This window comes from Streptomyces sp. NPDC060031 (assembly GCF_042736805.1).
Classification (GTDB): Bacteria; Actinomycetota; Actinomycetes; order Streptomycetales; family Streptomycetaceae; genus Streptomyces.
Map to the genome: position 1 here is coordinate 1 of NZ_JBHWVM010000087.1, position 14009 is coordinate 14009.

The window sequence follows — 14009 nt, forward strand, 5'->3', positions numbered from 1 at the left end:
CCCGCGGCGCCCGCGGCCCCGCCGGCCCCCGCCGCCGCGCCCGGCAGCGGCAAGGTCAACCTGGACAAGGGCCGGGTCACCCTCCAGAAGAACCAGACCGTGTCCTTGGTCAAGGGCGGCCGCCCGCTGCTCTCCCAGGTCAAGATGGGCCTCGGCTGGGAGCCCGCCTTCGGCGGGCGCGACATCGACCTCGACGCCTCGGTCATCGCGTACGGCCCGCAGCGCAACCACATCGACAGCTGCTACTTCGGCAAGCTGTCCATCCTGGGCGGGGCCGTCAAGCACTCCGGCGACAACCTCACCGGCGAGGGCTCGGGAGACGACGAGGTCATCGTGGTCGACCTAGGCCGGCTCCCCGCCGATGCGACGGGGCTGGTTTTCACGGTCAATTCCTTCTCCGGCCAGAAGTTCACCGAGGTCGCCAAGGCCTACTGCCGCCTGATCGACGCGGCGAGCGGCGAGGAGCTGGTGCGCTTCGACCTCACCGGCGCGGAGCCGCAGACCGGCGTGATGATGGCCAAGCTGATCAAGCAGTTCTCCGGCGAATGGGAGATGACGGCCATGGGCGAGTTTGTGAAGTCCCGCACAGTGCGCGGCATGGTCAAACCCGCCTCCCAGGCACTCTGAGCAGGTGGGCGGGCACATGGAGCCACCGATCACCGCTCTGGGTGATCGATTCCACCCTTAATCGGGCGGTGGCTGTCAGTGCCCGCCCGTAGCCTGGATCCATGCACCAGACACTCCAGCCCGCGGGTCCCGCGCGCCCGTCCGCCGCCGAGGCGAACGAGGCGATCCGGCACCTCGTCGAGACTCGGGTGGATGGCGAGTGGCCCTCCGACGCGTATGAGTTCCTGCTGGAGGAGTGGGCCGCGGCCAGCCGCGCCGAGGCATATCCGAACCGCTGAAGCGCCGACCGCTGAAACGCTGAAGCGCTGAAGCGGCCCAGCCTCCGCATGGCTGGGCCGCCGACTCCATGAGTCACCGGGCTCCGAGCCGCCGGGCCCACCGTCCGGCGGCTCAGTCGTGCCGGGCGTCAGCGCGTACGCCGCCACGGACCCGTGATGGCGAGCATGATGCCCGGGTCCTGGATGTTGGCGAACAGCGTGCGCCCGTCCGGCGAGAAGCAGACCCCCGTGAACTCCGAGTACTCCGGCTCCTCGGCGGTCCCGATGTTCAGCTCGTTGCGCGCCAGCGGGTACGTGCGCCCCGACTCGGTCGCGCCGAAGAGGTGCTGCAGGCCCGAGCCGTCCTCGGCGATGACCAAGCCGCCGTACGGCGAGACCGTGATGTTGTCCGGGCCGTCGTAGCCGCCGTCGGCCGCCGGGTCCGCGTTCACCCCGAGCAGCACCGTCAGCCGGATCGTGCGCCGCTTGGGGTCGTAGAACCACACCTGCCCGTCGTGCGGGGCGCCCGGGCTCTCCGTACGGGCGTACGAGGAGACGAAGTAGGCACCGCCGTCGGCCCACCACATCCCCTCCAGCTTGCGCGCCCGCGTCACCGCGCCGGCCCCGAACTGCTTGCGCACCGGGACCGTCCGCGCGTCACGGTCCGCGACCGGCGCCCAGTCGACCCCGTACACGGTGCCGATCTTCGTCGCCCGCGAGAGGTCGTCGACGAACACGCCCGAGCTGTCGAAGCACTTGGCGGCCGCGAGCACCCCGGCGTCGTCCGCGAGGGTACGCAGCTTGCCGCGCCCGTGGTGGAACCCGCGCGGCGGGGTCCACCGGTAGAGCAGCCCGTTGGGGCCGGAGGCGTCCTCGGTCAGGTAGGCGTGGCCCTGCTTGGGGTCGATGACCACGGCTTCGTGCGCGTACCGGCCGAAGGCCTTGACCGGCTTCGGGTCGCGGTTGGCGCGGCGGTCGTGCGGGTCCACCTCGAAGACGTACCCGTGGTCCTTGGTCATGCCGTTCTTGCCCGCCAGGTCCTCGTTCTCCTCGCAGGTCAGCCAGGTGTGCCAGGGGGTGGCTCCGCCCGCGCAGTTGGTCGACGTACCGGCGATGCCCACCCATTCGGCGACCTCGCCGCCGCACCGGACCTCGACGACCGTGCAGCCGCCGGACGCGCCCGGGTCGTAGACGAGGCCCTCGGTGAGCGGTACGGGGTGCGCCCAGCCGGAGCGCGGGCCCTTCAGCTCGTGGTTGTTGACGAGGAGGGTGACCCCGCGGTGGCCCTCGAAGGCGGCCGTGCCGTCGTGGTTGGACGGGGTGGACTCGCCGGATTCGAGCGTGGTGACACCGCTGTGCGTGACGACGCGGTACGAGAACCCGGCGGGGAGCGCGAGGAGGCCCGCCGGATCGGGGACCAGCGGGCCGTAGCCGGGGCCGTTCGGGCGGCCGCGCTCGTCGTGGTGCGTGCTGTCGTCGGCCGCCAGCGCCCCCGGGGCGGTGGCGAGTGCGCCGACCGTCCCGGTGAGCGCGACGCCGGCACCGGCGATGACGGTGCGGGCGGTGAAGTCTCTACGGCTGAGCGGCATCGGGTCTCCTGGGGGTGGGGAGGTGGTGCGCCTGCGGTGCAGTCGTCGGCGCACACGCTCCCGCCCGCACCTGAACGCCCGCTGAACTACCCACGAAAACGAAGCGACCCCTTCGCCCGGTTCGGTATGGCCAACTCCCCTTCAGGAACGTCTCATTACCGATGTCCCAGGCGTGCCTCTCCCTCGCCCCGGGGCTTGCCTCCCCCCACGGCCTTACGGCTGCCGGGAACGCGCCTTGAAGGCGGCCTTGCGGGCCTCCTTCGCCATCTTCTTGTCCGGGTGCAGCCGGCCCATCGCCTCCAGGACGTCCGCCGTCGCCGGGTGCTCCACCCGCCACACCTCGTCGAAGAAGCCCGCGTGATGGGCGGTCAGCGTCTCCACCAGGGCCGGCAGCTCCTCCGTCTCCCCGTCCGCGCCGAGCTGCGCCGCGATCGTGTCGACCGTGAGCCAGAACACCATCGCCCCGTCCGGCGCCGGTACGTCGGCCGCCCCGCGCTCCGCCAGCCAGACCCGTGCGAGACCGCCCAGCTGCGGGTCGTCCAGCACCGCGCGGAGCGCCGGCTCGGCGTCCGCCCCGGCCGGGGCGAGGGCCTGCTGGCAGCGCAGCCGGCGCAGCGGGGCACCTGCGTCGTCACCCCTGGCGGCGGCGAGCAGCTCGGCGGCCGCCGCGGGCAGCGCGCGGCCGGCCAGCCACTGCTCGATCTCCGCCTGGGCCGCGCCCTCGGGGTAGTGGGAGATCGCGTCGAGCAGTACGTCGGCGCCCTTGTCGGCCAGCTCGCCGATGGCCGGGGCCTCGACTCCGGCCTCCAGCATGCGGGCCCGGATCCCGTACAGGCCGAGCGGGGTCAGGCGGACCATCCCGTACCGGGCGACGTCGTCCTCGTCGTCGCCCTCGGCGCCCTGCGGTCCCGCGGCGTCCTGCTCCTCCTCGCCCGCCTCCGCCAGCAGGTCCTCGTCGACCGGGCGGAACTCGACGAGCCCGATGGGCTCCAACTGCCGGAACTGGTCGTCGAGGCGCATCATCGCGTCCGAGACCTGCTCCAGGACGGCGTCGGTCGGGTCGCCCATGTCGTCGGGCACCACCATCGAGGCGGCCAGCACGGGCAGCGGAACCGGACTGTCGGCCGCCCCGCCCTCGGCGACGGTGAGCAGGTAGAGGTTGGCGAGGACACCGTCGAGGAAGTCCGCCTCGCGGCGCGGGTTCCAGTCGAGCTGGTCGAAGTCGATCTCGCCGCCCGCGTCGAGCGCGTCCACGAGGTCGTCCAGGGCCGGCACCGCCGCGTCCGCGAGGACCGTGTCCAGGGCCGCCAGCCACAGGTCGAGTACGTCGCCGGGGGCGCCGCCCGTGACCAGCGCGAGGTCCTCGCCCGGCACCGCGGTGCCGAAGTCCCGCGCCTCGTCGGACGCGCCCCGGTCCCCGTCGGCCGCGCCCTCGTCCGCGTCCGCCGCCGAGTCCGGCGCCTCCTGCGCCGCCTCGTCCTCGTCGGGCTCGGTCACGTCGACCAGGCCGGTGTCGACCGCGACCCGCCAGGCCTGGCTCGCGTACACCGGGGAGTCCTCGTCGGCGGCGTCGAGTCCGAGCACCGCGACGGCGTCGGGCAGCTGGTCCGCGACGAGTTCGCCGCCGATGTCCACGCGGGTGTCGGGCCCGGCCCAGCGGGCCAGGTGTACCGCGCGGGCGAACAGCGGGGCGGCGAGCGCGTCTCGGGCGAGCTCCGCGTCGGAGAGCAGCCGGACCGGCGGCAGCGTGGGGTGCGACTCTGCGGACATGGAACGGTTCTCCTCGCGGGCGCGGTGGGACGATCGTGCGGTCGGACAGCCCTGCGGCGGGGCGGCCTGACGTCCGTACGTCGGCCGGGCGGCAGGCGGTCGTGACCTTCTTGCGGCGCCCCAGCGTAGACGCATTTCGGGCGCGCCCGGCGGGGCATCCCCTTTGGTTCATCCCACAGACAGCTTTCGTATCCCCTGTAGGGCTTGACAACTTTGCTGGCCAAGAAGGAAATTGACGCGCGTAGATCTCTGCTTTCCTCATCTCACACCGGAGTTCCTGCCCATGCGCTCCTCGCATCCCCGCTCCGCCGCCGTCGCGGCCCTCGTCGCCACCGCGCTGGCCACCGGCCTGCTCGCCGGTTCCGCCGACGCCGCCGAGGGCGCCGCGTCGGCCGATCCGATACGCATCCACGACATCCAGGGCACCACCCGGATATCCCCGCTCATCGGCAAGCAGGTCAGCGACGTCGAGGGCATCGTGACGGGCGTGCGCACCTACGGCTCGCGCGGTTTCTGGATCCAGGACCCGGACGCGGACGACAACGCCGCCACCAGCGAGGGCGTGTTCGTCTTCACCAGCTCGGTCCCGACCGTCGCCGTGGGCGACGCGGTCAAGGTCTCCGGCCTGGTCGGCGAGTACATACCGGGCGGCGTCTCCTCCGGCAACCAGTCGGTCACCCAGATCTCCAAGCCGGCCGTGACCGTCGTCTCCTCGGGCAACGCCCTGCCCGAGGCCACCGCCGTCAACGAGTACTCGGTCCCCGCCGAGTACGCCCCGGCCGGCGACCCGGCCGCCGCGGGCAGCATCAACGGCCTGACCCTGGACCCCGCGCGCTACGCCCTGGACTACTACGAGTCCCTCGAGGGCATGGACGTCCGCATCGGCACCTCGCGCGTGGTCGGCGCCACCGACCCGTACGCGGAGCTGTGGGTCACCGTGAAGGGCTGGGAGAACCAGGCCAAGCGCGGGGGCACGATCTACGGTTCCTACGAGTCCCAGAACACCGGCCGCCTCCAGATCCAGCAGCTCGCGCCCCTCGCGCAGCAGCCCTTCCCGGTGGCCAACGTCGGCGACAAGCTGACCGGGACCACCGAAGGCCCGCTGGACTTCAACCAGTTCGGCGGCTACACGCTGGTGGCCCGCACCCTCGGCACCGTCAAGGCGGGCACCCTCGCCCCGGAGAAGACCAAGCCGCAGGCGGCGAACGAGCTCGCGGTGGCCACGTACAACGTCGAGAACCTCGACCCGACCGACCCGCAGGAGAAGTTCGACAACCTCGCCAAGGCGGTCGTCGAGAACCTCGCCTCCCCCGACATCGTGGCCCTGGAAGAGATTCAGGACGACAACGGCGCCAAGAACGACGGCACGGTCTCGGCCGAGCAGACGCTGACGAAGTTCACCGCGGCCGTCGCGGCCGCGGGCGGCCCGGCGTACCAGTGGCGGACCGTCAACCCCGAGGACAAGAAGGACGGCGGCGAGCCCGGCGGCAACATCCGCCAGGTGTTCCTCTTCAACCCGGCGCGGGTCTCCTTCACCGAGCGCGCCCCGGGTGACGCGGTGACCGCGACCGCCGTGGTGAAGGAGAACGGCAAGGCCGCCCTGACCCACTCCCCCGGCCGCATCGACCCGGCGAACCCGGCGTGGGCGGACAGCCGCAAGCCGCTGGCCGGCGAGTTCGTCTTCCGCGGCAAGACGGTCTTCGTGATCGCCAACCACTTCGGCTCCAAGGGCGGCGACGAGGGCCTGGCCTCGCACCACCAGCCGCCGGTGCGCTCTTCGGAGGCCAAGCGGCTGCTCCAGGCGCAGGCCGTGAACGGCTTCGTCAAGGACATCCTGGCGACCGAGAAGAACGCGAACGTGATCGCCCTCGGCGACATCAACGACTTCGAGTTCTCGGCGACGGCGAACGCGCTGGCGGACGGCGGGGCGCTGTACCCGGCGATCAAGTCGCTGCCGAAGGCGGAGCGGTACTCGTACGTCTACCAGGGCAACGCCCAGGTGCTGGACCAGATCCTGACCAGCCCGGCGATCAAGTCGTTCACGTACGACAGCGTGCACGTCAACGCCGAGTTCGCGGCCCAGAACAGCGACCACGACCCGCAGGTGCTGCGCTTCCGCCCGTAGTCCCATGTACCGCAGGAGGCCCGGTCGCCGTCCCGACCGGGCCTCCTGCCACACTCCTCGGCATGATCTTCCGTACCGCCACGCGCGAGGACCTGCCCGCCGTACTCGCCCTGCTGGCCGACGAGGGCCAGGAACCGGCCGCCCTCGGCGAAGCCCGTGAACGGGCCTTCGCCGACATCGAGGCGGACCCCCGCAACGAGTTGCTCGTCCTCACGGACGGGGACGAGGTCCTCGGCTGCCTCCAGCTGACCTACATTCCCGGCCTCGGCCAGGGCGGCCGGGAACGGGCGCTGGTGGAGGCGGTACGGATCCGCGCGGACCGGCGGGGCGGCGGCCTGGGGGCGAAGCTGATGGAACTGGCGGTGGAGCGGGCCCGCGAGCGGGGGTGCGGCCTGGTCCAGCTGACCAGCAACAAGCGGCGGGCCGACGCGCACCGCTTCTACGAGCGGCTCGGCTTCGCCCGGAGCCACGAGGGCTTCAAGCTCGCGCTGACGCGCTGAGGGCGCCGCGGCGGATGGCGGGGGCGAGGGGAACGAGGGGGACTTTCGGCCCTGGCGTGAGGCCCGCCACATCGCTACCCATTCGGCCCGTTCTGGTGTTGAGTGTCCCCACGCTCGATCTTGCACCGCCCCGGACCGCTCGCACTCCCTGGAGGACCGCGTGTTCCCCTCCATCTCCCTCGCCGAGGAAATCGGCCTCGCCGTCCTGCTCGTCGCCGCTGTCGTCTGGGTCGTCGGCCTCGGCCACATGCTGTCGGACAGCCGCGTCCACCAGCCGGAGCCGGGCGCCTTCGACGGCCTCGGGGTCATCCCGGCCCAGCGCGGCTCGTCCGCGCACCCGATGGAGTCGGTGGAACTGACCGAGGCCGAACAGCAGGCCTTCGCGGGTCTGATCCGCACCATCCCCCTGCGCTGACCCGGTCCGGGAGCAGAACGCCCCCCGCCCCCGGCTGGGGGACGAGGGGCGCTGCGACAGCCGGACCGCGCAGGCGGCGCCGGTCGGTCGTGGGTCAGTTGTGGCTGTGGAGGACCTCGTTCAGGCCGCCCCAGGCCGCCTTGTACGGGCGGGCCTCGACGGCGCCGGTGACCGAGTTGCGGCGGAAGAGGATGTTGTCGGCGCCCGAGAGTTCCAGGGCCTTGACGATCTGGCCGTCCGGGAGGGTGACGCGGGTGCCCGCGGTCACGTAGAGGCCGGCCTCGACGACGCACTCGTCGCCCAGCGCGATGCCGACGCCCGCCTCGGCGCCGATCAGGGTGCGCTCGCCGATCGAGATGATCTGCTTGCCGCCGCCCGAGAGGGTGCCCATGGTGGACGCGCCGCCGCCGATGTCGGAGCCGTCGCCGACCACGACGCCCGCCGAGATGCGGCCCTCGACCATGGAGGTGCCCAGCGTGCCGGCGTTGAAGTTGACGAAGCCCTCGTGCATGACCGTGGTGCCCTCGGCGAGGTGCGCACCGAGGCGGACGCGGTCCGCGTCGGCGATGCGGACGCCCTTGGGGGCGACGTAGTCCGTCATCCGCGGGAACTTGTCGATCGAGGTGACCTGCAGGTGCAGGCCCTCCGCACGCGCGTTGAGGCGTACGGTCTCCACCTGGTCGACCGCGACCGGGCCGAGCGAGGTCCAGGCGACGTTGGCCAGCAGGCCGAAGACGCCGTCCAGGTTCTGGCCGTGCGGCTTGACCAGGCGGTGGCTGAGCAGGTGCAGGCGCAGGTACGCGTCGTGCGCGTCCAGCGGCTTGTCCTCCAGAGAGGAGATGACCGTGCGGACGGCTACGACCTCGACCCCGCGGACCGCGTCCGAGCGCAGCGCCTTGGCCGCGGCGGCGCCCAGCAGCTCCACGGCCTGTTCGGCGGTGAGGCGCTCGGTGCCGGCCGGGCCGGGCTCGGCGACCAGCTCGGGGGCGGGGAACCAGGTGTCGAGGACGGTGCCGTCGGCGGTGATGGTGGCAAGTCCGGCGGCGACGGCGCCGGTGGTACGCGTAGCAGTCATGTCCGAAACCTAACCGGCGACGGCCGCCGCGGGCGAACCGGTCTCATGTGCCGGTCGCGCGGGTCGCCGTGCCGCCCGAGCGCCCACGAACAGCACGGTCGCACCGGCGCCGACGCCGAGCACCGAGCACAGCGGCCACAGCAGGTCGGGCGCCGCCGCGTACAGGGCGCCGCCGAGCGGAGCGGCGAGGACCACGCCACTGACGGAGACTCCCGCGTACAGGCTCTGGAAGCGGCCCACCGCGTGCTCGGGTGACTCGTCGGCGACGTACGCGGTGGCGGTGGTCTTGTACAGGATCTCGCCGAGGGTGAGGAGCAGCATCATGGCGACGGCCGGGGCCACGCCCACGCCGAGCGCCAGCATCGCGTAGCCACCGCCCACCAGCACCAGTCCGGCGCCGATGATGTGCAACGGGGAGCGCTTGCGCAGGGCGAGGGTGGCGGGGATCTCCAAGAGCAGGATGACGCCGCCGTTGATGGCGATGAGGAGTCCGTACGCACGGGTGTCCAGGCCGTGGTCGGCGAGGAAGACGGGGAAGGTCGTGTAGTGCTGCCGGTAGACGACGTCGACGACGACGATCGCGCCGAGCAGGACGAGTACGGCGGGCCGCGCGCGCAGTTCCCTCCACAGCCCCCCGCGGCCCAGACCCCCGTCCGGGGCCGCGGGAGGACGGGTGGCGCCTCCGGCCGGAACGGCCCGGGCGGTCCAGAGGGCGAAGAAGAGGGTGCCGAGGCCGTCCGCGACGAAGAGCCAGTCGTAGGAGAGTCCGGTCGCGACCAGGGCGGCGAGCGGCGTGCCGACGGTGAACCCGCCGTTGGACAGACAGCGGGTGACGGCGAAGGCCTGGCGCCGGGCTCCCTCCGGCACGGTGACGGCGACCAGCGCGGAGTGGGCCGCGCGGATCACCCCCGCGGCGTACTGGGCGAGGGGCAGCGCGAGGGTCAGCGGGCCGGTCGGCAGCGCCGGCAGGGCGATGAGAACGGCCCCGCCGAGCGCGGAGGCGGTGAGCAGCACGCTCCGGTGGCCGAAGCGGTCGCCGTACCAGCCGCCGGTGAAGTTCCCCGCCACGAGGCCGAGGCCGCCGATGCCGACGATCAGCCCCGCCTGGGTGGTGCCGAGGCCGCGCGGGCCGGTCAGGTAGACGAAGACGAAGACGAAGGTGCAGCTGACGACGGCATTGACGAAGACACCCGCAGCCAGCAGCCACACGACCCTCGGTATGTCCTTGAACCCCTGCAGCACACCGTGCCCCCGCCTTCAGGCATAGTCAGTTTCTTTTGGGAACTGACTATGTCAGCATGACAGCCTTGGGTCAACGGACAAAGGAGTGCCCATGGCCCAGCGCACGCACCTCGGCGACGCGGACTGCTCCATCGCCCAGGCCCTCGACGTCGTGGGCGACTGGTGGACGCTGCTGATCGTCCGCGACGCCGCACGCGGCGTGCACCGCTTCGAGGAGTTCCAGCGCGAGCTGGGGGTCTCCCGGAAGGTGCTGACCGAGCGGCTGAAGCTGCTGGTCGAGGCCGGGGTGCTGACGCGCGAGCCGTACCAGGAGCGCCCGGTGCGGCACGCATACCGGCTGACCCCGCGCGGGCGGGGGCTGCTCCCGGTCCTGGTGGCCCTCCAGGACTGGGGAGACACCTGGGTCCTGGGAGAGGGAGAGATGACGGCGACGACGGACGAGGCCTCGCGGGAGGCGGTACGCGTGCACGCGCTGCGCGGCACCCGACTGCCCGAGCTGCTGCTGCCGGACCGGTTCGGCAAGCTGCGCGACCCGGTGGCGGACACGCCGTTCACGGTCCTGTACTGCTTCCCCGGCGCGTACGCCCGCGCCGACGCCTACCCGCCCGGCTGGGCCGGCATTCCGGGCGCCAAGGGCTGTACGTTCGAGTCGTGCACGTACCGCGACCAGCTGGAGGAGTTCACGGCGGCGGGGGCCACGGTGCACGGCGTCTCGACGCAACGGCCCGACGAGCAGCGGGAGTTCGCGGAGCAGGAGCGGCTGCGCTTCCCGCTCCTGTCGGACGCGGAGCTCACCTTGACGGCGGCGCTGCGGCTGCCGACGTTCCGCGCGGCGGGGGTGAGCCGGCTGAAGCGGCTGACCCTGGTGGTGGACCGGGACCGCACGGTCCGCGAGGTGCTCTACCCGATCGTCGACATCGAGGCGAGCGTCACCGCGGCCCTGTCGGCCGTCCGCGCGGCGTAACCGGCCCCGGCCCCGGCCCCGGCCGCGGGTCCGGACCCGGCCCCGGACGCAGACCAGGCCCGGGTCCGGCTAACCGGGACCCAGCACCCGCCGCAGGATCTCGCGGGCGTACGACTCGTCGTACTCGGCGTCCGTCAGCAGGACCTGCAGGCTGATGCCGTCCATGACCGCGACCAGCGCGCGCGCCGTGACCGGGTCGGTCCGCGGAGCCAGGGCCGCGGCCACGGCCTCGCCCCACTCCGCCGCCACCGGGCGCAGCGCCGGGCGCCGCAGGGCCGCGAGGTAGAGCTCGTACTCGAGCTCCACCCGGCCCCGGTCCGCCGACAGCAGCTCCCCCAGCAGCCGCGCCAGCGCCGCCGCGAGGTCACCGCCCTCCCGCACGGCCAGGGCCGGCGCGAAGGCCTCGTTCGCCTGCCGCAGCGCCGCCACCAGCAGGTCGTCCAGTGTCTTGAAGTGGTACGTCGTCGACCCCAGCGGGACATCGGCCTCCGCGGCCACGCTCCGGTGGCTCAGCCCCGCGATGCCCTTCGCGCCCACCACCCGGATCGCCGCGTCGATGATCCGCTGCCGCCGGTCGGGGTCGAAGCGCCGCGCGCCCGAGGGCATCAGTGGGCCCCGCCCATGTTCAGCAGCACCACGCCGCCGATCACCAGCGCGATGCCGGCGATCTTCGCGGCCGTCGCGGCCTCGCCCATGAACACCATCCCGATGGCGGCGATGGCGGCCGTGCCGACGCCCGCCCATATCGCGTACGCCGTGCCGACCGACATCGACTTGAGGGTCTGGGCGAGCAGCGAGAAGGCGATGACGTAGCCCACCACCGTGATCAGCGAGGGCCACAGCCTGGTGAAGCCCTCGCTGTACTTCATGGCGGTGGTCCCGGCGACCTCTGCGGCGATGGCCGCGGCAAGCAGTGCGTAAGGCATGTGTACGAGTGTACACAGTATTGCGTACGTGCGTACACATCGATGCCGGTGCACGGATCCCCGCACGCCCGGGGACTCCTGGCTCCCGCCGCGCTACCCTGGCCGCCTCCGGGGAACAGGGGGCCCGCGCATGGCGCAGTACTGGATTCCTCAGCCGCCCCGGGCCGGGGTGGTACCCCTGCGCCCACTGCGGCCCGGGGAGATACTCGGCGGCGCCTTCGCCACCCTCGGCCGGTACGGCGGCCGGCTGCTCGGCGCGCTGCTGCTCGGCCAGGCCGCGGCGCTGCTCCCCGTCGCCGTCATCGCCGGGGCGGCCACGCTCGTCTCGCTCTCCCGCTCGGCCGGCAGCCGGGTCTTCGTCTACGCCCTGCTCCCGACGGCGGCGCTGTTCCTGCTGTTCGGCTGCGCGCTGGCCGCCGCCCTGGTCTCGGCCCTGCTCCGGCCCGCGGTGCTCGGGCGGCCGGTGAGCGTGTCCGGGCTGCTGCGGGCCGCGGCGCCCCGGGTCCCGGCCGTCTTCGGCGCCCAGCTGCTGGTGCTGCTCGCCGTGGCGGGCCCCGCCGCGGCGCTCCTCGCCGCCGGGCTCCCCGCGCCCGCCCTGCTGCCCCTCGCACCGGTCGCCCTCTGGCTCGGGGTGCTGCTCGCCCTGGCGCCGACCGCCGCCGGGTACGAGGGGCTCGGCCCGGCGGCCGCCGTGCGCCGCTCGGCCCGCCTGGTGCGCGGCGCCTGGTGGCGGACCTTCGCGGTCACGGCTCCGGCCGGGGTGCTCGCGCTGGGGGCCGCCTGCGCGGTGGCGGCACGGCTGGGCGTACTCGGCGCGCTGATCGCGCCCGCCCTGCTGCTCACCCTGCCCCAACTGGCCGCGGGCCTGCACCACGTGGACCGGCGGCTGCGCCGCGGCATCAGCCCAGCGTGAACCAGGCCGCCCGCGCCTTCTTCCACTCCGGGTGCGTCAGGTCCTTGGCCTCGGTGCCGTCGCCGTACAGGTCCGCGGACCCGCTGTCGGTGACGAGCTGCACCCGCGCCCCCGCGGCCGACAGGTCGGGCACGTCCACGATGGCCTCCCAGCCGCCCGGGTCGGAGGTCGGCAGGTCGGCACGCTTGGCGGGGGCGTGGCCCGCGACGCCGTCCCACTGGTAGAGGGCGTACGGGTCGGAGTTGTCGTCCGCAGCCCAGGAGCCGGCCAGGATCAGGTACTGGTCGGCCGCGTTCTTGCGGATGTCGCGGATCGCGAGCCCGCCGAGGTCGAGCTCGATGCCCGCCCCGAAGGTCGCCTTGGCGCCGCTGGAGAGCACCTTGTCGAAGTTGGTCACCGGCACGATCAGCGCCTTGCCGCCCGCCGCCGCCGGCGCCAGCGGGGCGCGGAAGCCGAGGTACGCCGTCGTCGTCGAGCCGGGGGCGAACTCCAGCCCCTCCACGTTGAACCCGTCGATCTGCTTCGGGGCCTCACCGGCCGCCGTCCCCGCCGCGAAGCCGTAACGGTTGCCGTTCGCGGTGTCCCAGGCCACCAGGTCGTCGCGGAGCTTCTTGTACGAGCGCCCGTACGCGAGCTGCGTACCCGGTCCGGAGCCGCTCACCGTGGTGGTGAACACGGTGTTGCGGGGCGCCTTGTACTCGCCGTCCTTGTTGTTGCCGAGCGAACCCGTCCAGTAGATGGTGTTGCCGATCCGGGTCGCCCCCTCGATGTCCACCTCCTTGCTGACCCCGAGCTGCGAGCTGAAGTCCCAGGTCCTGAGCGGCGCGGCCGAGCGGGAACGGTCGTACAGGCGCAGCACGTTGGACTCGTCGTCGGCGACGACGGTGTAGCCGCCGCCCACGTCCACGGCGGCCGAGGAGTCCGAGGCGCCGGTGAAGTAGCGCGCGTCGGCGGGGTTCAGCACCGCGGAGGACGCCGCGTACGACAGGGTCCTGGTGGCGCTCTTGCCGCCCAGCCCGGTCACCTTGACGGTGAGGTTGGTGTAACCGCGCCCCCGCGCGGTGACGGCCAGCTGCCGTACCGCACCGGCCCCGGTGACCGTCACGTCGCCCGTCCCGGCGACCGAGGACCTGCTCGACGCCGAGGCGCTGACGGTGAGCGCGGAGACATCGGCCCCGCTCTGGCCCACGGTCACGTCCACGACGGGGTCGCCGACCGCACCGACGGCCCCGGACAGGTACCCGGCGGACAGGCTGATGGTGGGCGTACCGTACGTCACCGCCTGCGCCGGCAGGACCGAGACCGTCCCGGCGACGACCAGCGCCGCGAGCCCCGCGATGCCCAACTGCTTCTTCATCGGTGTCCCCCAGGAGTGGTGTGCGGCGCCACGTCGTGACGGCCGTCGAGAAGATTCGGCCACCGTGGCCAACTCCCGGTGCACGTCACCCGTCCGCCGGACGAACACGGAGGGCCTCCCCGGGCTCCGGAGAACGAGAAGGGCCCCCGGCGGGGGCGGGGGGCCCGCGCGGAGTGGGGGGGGGGCGCAAGTTATGGCCCCGGCGCGCCCCCGCGGCCACGCCGCGGCGGTGTGTGTTTTCGGGCCCCC

General features: G+C 73.1%; 14 protein-coding genes. 7 read left to right on the forward strand and 7 right to left on the reverse strand.

Translation table 11 applies throughout. The features are described 5' to 3' along the window. Both ACFWB8_RS29565 and ACFWB8_RS29570 read left to right on the forward strand, forming a co-directional pair. Window positions 1-627, forward strand: a 627-nt coding sequence (locus tag ACFWB8_RS29565) for a TerD family protein (RefSeq protein WP_385233720.1), incomplete at its 5' end; no start/stop codon positions are given. A 101-nt stretch (window positions 628-728) separates the two neighbouring features. Further along, complete coding sequence (locus ACFWB8_RS29570) at window positions 729-905, forward strand: hypothetical protein (protein WP_385233723.1); 177 nt, start codon at window positions 729-731, stop codon at window positions 903-905. 128 nt (window positions 906-1033) lie between these two features. Here the strand turns inward: ACFWB8_RS29570 and ACFWB8_RS29575 are convergent, their stop codons facing one another. Continuing rightward, entirely contained in the window at window positions 1034-2473 is a 1440-nt protein-coding gene (locus tag ACFWB8_RS29575; protein ID WP_385233726.1) for an alkaline phosphatase PhoX, read from the reverse strand. 213 nt (window positions 2474-2686) lie between these two features. Continuing rightward, window positions 2687-4243 (reverse strand): hypothetical protein, encoded by a 1557-nt coding sequence (locus ACFWB8_RS29580; protein WP_385233729.1) that lies wholly within the window; start codon window positions 4241-4243, stop codon window positions 2687-2689. Between the two features lie 283 nt (window positions 4244-4526). Here ACFWB8_RS29580 and ACFWB8_RS29585 point away from each other — a divergent pair, with 283 nt between their 5' ends. The 3 genes from ACFWB8_RS29585 to ACFWB8_RS29595 all read left to right on the forward strand — a co-directional run bounded on the left by ACFWB8_RS29585 (window position 4527) and on the right by ACFWB8_RS29595 (window position 7283). After that, entirely contained in the window at window positions 4527-6368 is a 1842-nt protein-coding gene (locus ACFWB8_RS29585; protein ID WP_385233732.1) for an endonuclease/exonuclease/phosphatase family protein, read from the forward strand. Between the two features lie 62 nt (window positions 6369-6430). Further along, complete coding sequence (locus tag ACFWB8_RS29590) at window positions 6431-6868, forward strand: GNAT family N-acetyltransferase (protein ID WP_385233735.1); 438 nt, start codon at window positions 6431-6433, stop codon at window positions 6866-6868. Window positions 6869-7028: 160 nt separating this feature from the next. Beyond that, window positions 7029-7283 (forward strand): hypothetical protein, encoded by a 255-nt coding sequence (locus ACFWB8_RS29595; RefSeq protein WP_385233738.1) that lies wholly within the window; start codon window positions 7029-7031, stop codon window positions 7281-7283. A 94-nt stretch (window positions 7284-7377) separates the two neighbouring features. Here ACFWB8_RS29595 and dapD read toward each other — a convergent pair whose 3' ends face one another. Beyond that, entirely contained in the window at window positions 7378-8358 is a 981-nt protein-coding gene (gene dapD, locus ACFWB8_RS29600) for a 2,3,4,5-tetrahydropyridine-2,6-dicarboxylate N-succinyltransferase (RefSeq protein ID WP_385233740.1), read from the reverse strand. A gap of 9 nt (window positions 8359-8367) precedes the next feature. Next, window positions 8368-9597 carry an MFS transporter gene (locus ACFWB8_RS29605; protein WP_385233803.1) on the reverse strand — a complete coding sequence of 410 codons (1230 nt, stop codon included), beginning with the start codon at window positions 9595-9597 and terminating at the stop codon, window positions 8368-8370. Window positions 9598-9691: 94 nt separating this feature from the next. Between ACFWB8_RS29605 and ACFWB8_RS29610 the strand changes: the two genes are divergently transcribed. Continuing rightward, window positions 9692-10564 (forward strand): winged helix-turn-helix transcriptional regulator, encoded by an 873-nt coding sequence (locus tag ACFWB8_RS29610; protein WP_385233743.1) that lies wholly within the window; start codon window positions 9692-9694, stop codon window positions 10562-10564. 69 nt (window positions 10565-10633) lie between these two features. Here ACFWB8_RS29610 and ACFWB8_RS29615 read toward each other — a convergent pair whose 3' ends face one another. Together ACFWB8_RS29615 and ACFWB8_RS29620 are read right to left on the reverse strand one after the other, a co-directional pair. Further along, window positions 10634-11170, reverse strand: a complete 537-nt coding sequence (locus ACFWB8_RS29615; protein WP_385233746.1) for a TetR/AcrR family transcriptional regulator — start codon at window positions 11168-11170, stop codon at window positions 10634-10636. Further along, window positions 11170-11490 (reverse strand): DMT family transporter, encoded by a 321-nt coding sequence (locus tag ACFWB8_RS29620; RefSeq protein ID WP_385233749.1) that lies wholly within the window; start codon window positions 11488-11490, stop codon window positions 11170-11172. Before ACFWB8_RS29620 ends, ACFWB8_RS29615 begins: the two co-directional genes overlap by 1 nt. A 130-nt stretch (window positions 11491-11620) precedes the next feature. On the opposite strand from ACFWB8_RS29620, the gene ACFWB8_RS29625 reads away from it, so the two are divergent. Then, window positions 11621-12403 (forward strand): hypothetical protein, encoded by a 783-nt coding sequence (locus tag ACFWB8_RS29625; protein WP_385233752.1) that lies wholly within the window; start codon window positions 11621-11623, stop codon window positions 12401-12403. Here the strand turns inward: ACFWB8_RS29625 and ACFWB8_RS29630 are convergent. Then, window positions 12390-13760, reverse strand: a complete 1371-nt coding sequence (locus tag ACFWB8_RS29630) for a DUF3616 domain-containing protein (RefSeq protein WP_385233755.1) — start codon at window positions 13758-13760, stop codon at window positions 12390-12392. The two genes, ACFWB8_RS29625 and ACFWB8_RS29630, sit on opposite strands and share 14 nt — an antisense overlap. Between the last annotated feature and the right edge of the window lie 249 nt (window positions 13761-14009).

What these genes read in the sequence shown, in the direction of transcription:
- dapD (WP_385233740.1), bottom strand. Translation starts at nt 8,358, where the DNA reads ATGACTGCTACGCGTACCACCGGCGCCGTCGCCGCCGGACTTGCCACC.
- ACFWB8_RS29590 (WP_385233735.1), top strand. Translation starts at nt 6,431, where the DNA reads ATGATCTTCCGTACCGCCACGCGCGAGGACCTGCCCGCCGTACTCGCC.
- ACFWB8_RS29570 (WP_385233723.1), top strand. Translation starts at nt 729, where the DNA reads ATGCACCAGACACTCCAGCCCGCGGGTCCCGCGCGCCCGTCCGCCGCC.
- ACFWB8_RS29580 (WP_385233729.1), bottom strand. Translation starts at nt 4,243, where the DNA reads ATGTCCGCAGAGTCGCACCCCACGCTGCCGCCGGTCCGGCTGCTCTCC.
- ACFWB8_RS29625 (WP_385233752.1), top strand. Translation starts at nt 11,621, where the DNA reads ATGGCGCAGTACTGGATTCCTCAGCCGCCCCGGGCCGGGGTGGTACCC.
- ACFWB8_RS29630 (WP_385233755.1), bottom strand. Translation starts at nt 13,760, where the DNA reads ATGAAGAAGCAGTTGGGCATCGCGGGGCTCGCGGCGCTGGTCGTCGCC.
- ACFWB8_RS29620 (WP_385233749.1), bottom strand. Translation starts at nt 11,490, where the DNA reads ATGCCTTACGCACTGCTTGCCGCGGCCATCGCCGCAGAGGTCGCCGGG.
- ACFWB8_RS29615 (WP_385233746.1), bottom strand. Translation starts at nt 11,170, where the DNA reads ATGCCCTCGGGCGCGCGGCGCTTCGACCCCGACCGGCGGCAGCGGATC.
- ACFWB8_RS29585 (WP_385233732.1), top strand. Translation starts at nt 4,527, where the DNA reads ATGCGCTCCTCGCATCCCCGCTCCGCCGCCGTCGCGGCCCTCGTCGCC.
- ACFWB8_RS29610 (WP_385233743.1), top strand. Translation starts at nt 9,692, where the DNA reads ATGGCCCAGCGCACGCACCTCGGCGACGCGGACTGCTCCATCGCCCAG.
- ACFWB8_RS29575 (WP_385233726.1), bottom strand. Translation starts at nt 2,473, where the DNA reads ATGCCGCTCAGCCGTAGAGACTTCACCGCCCGCACCGTCATCGCCGGT.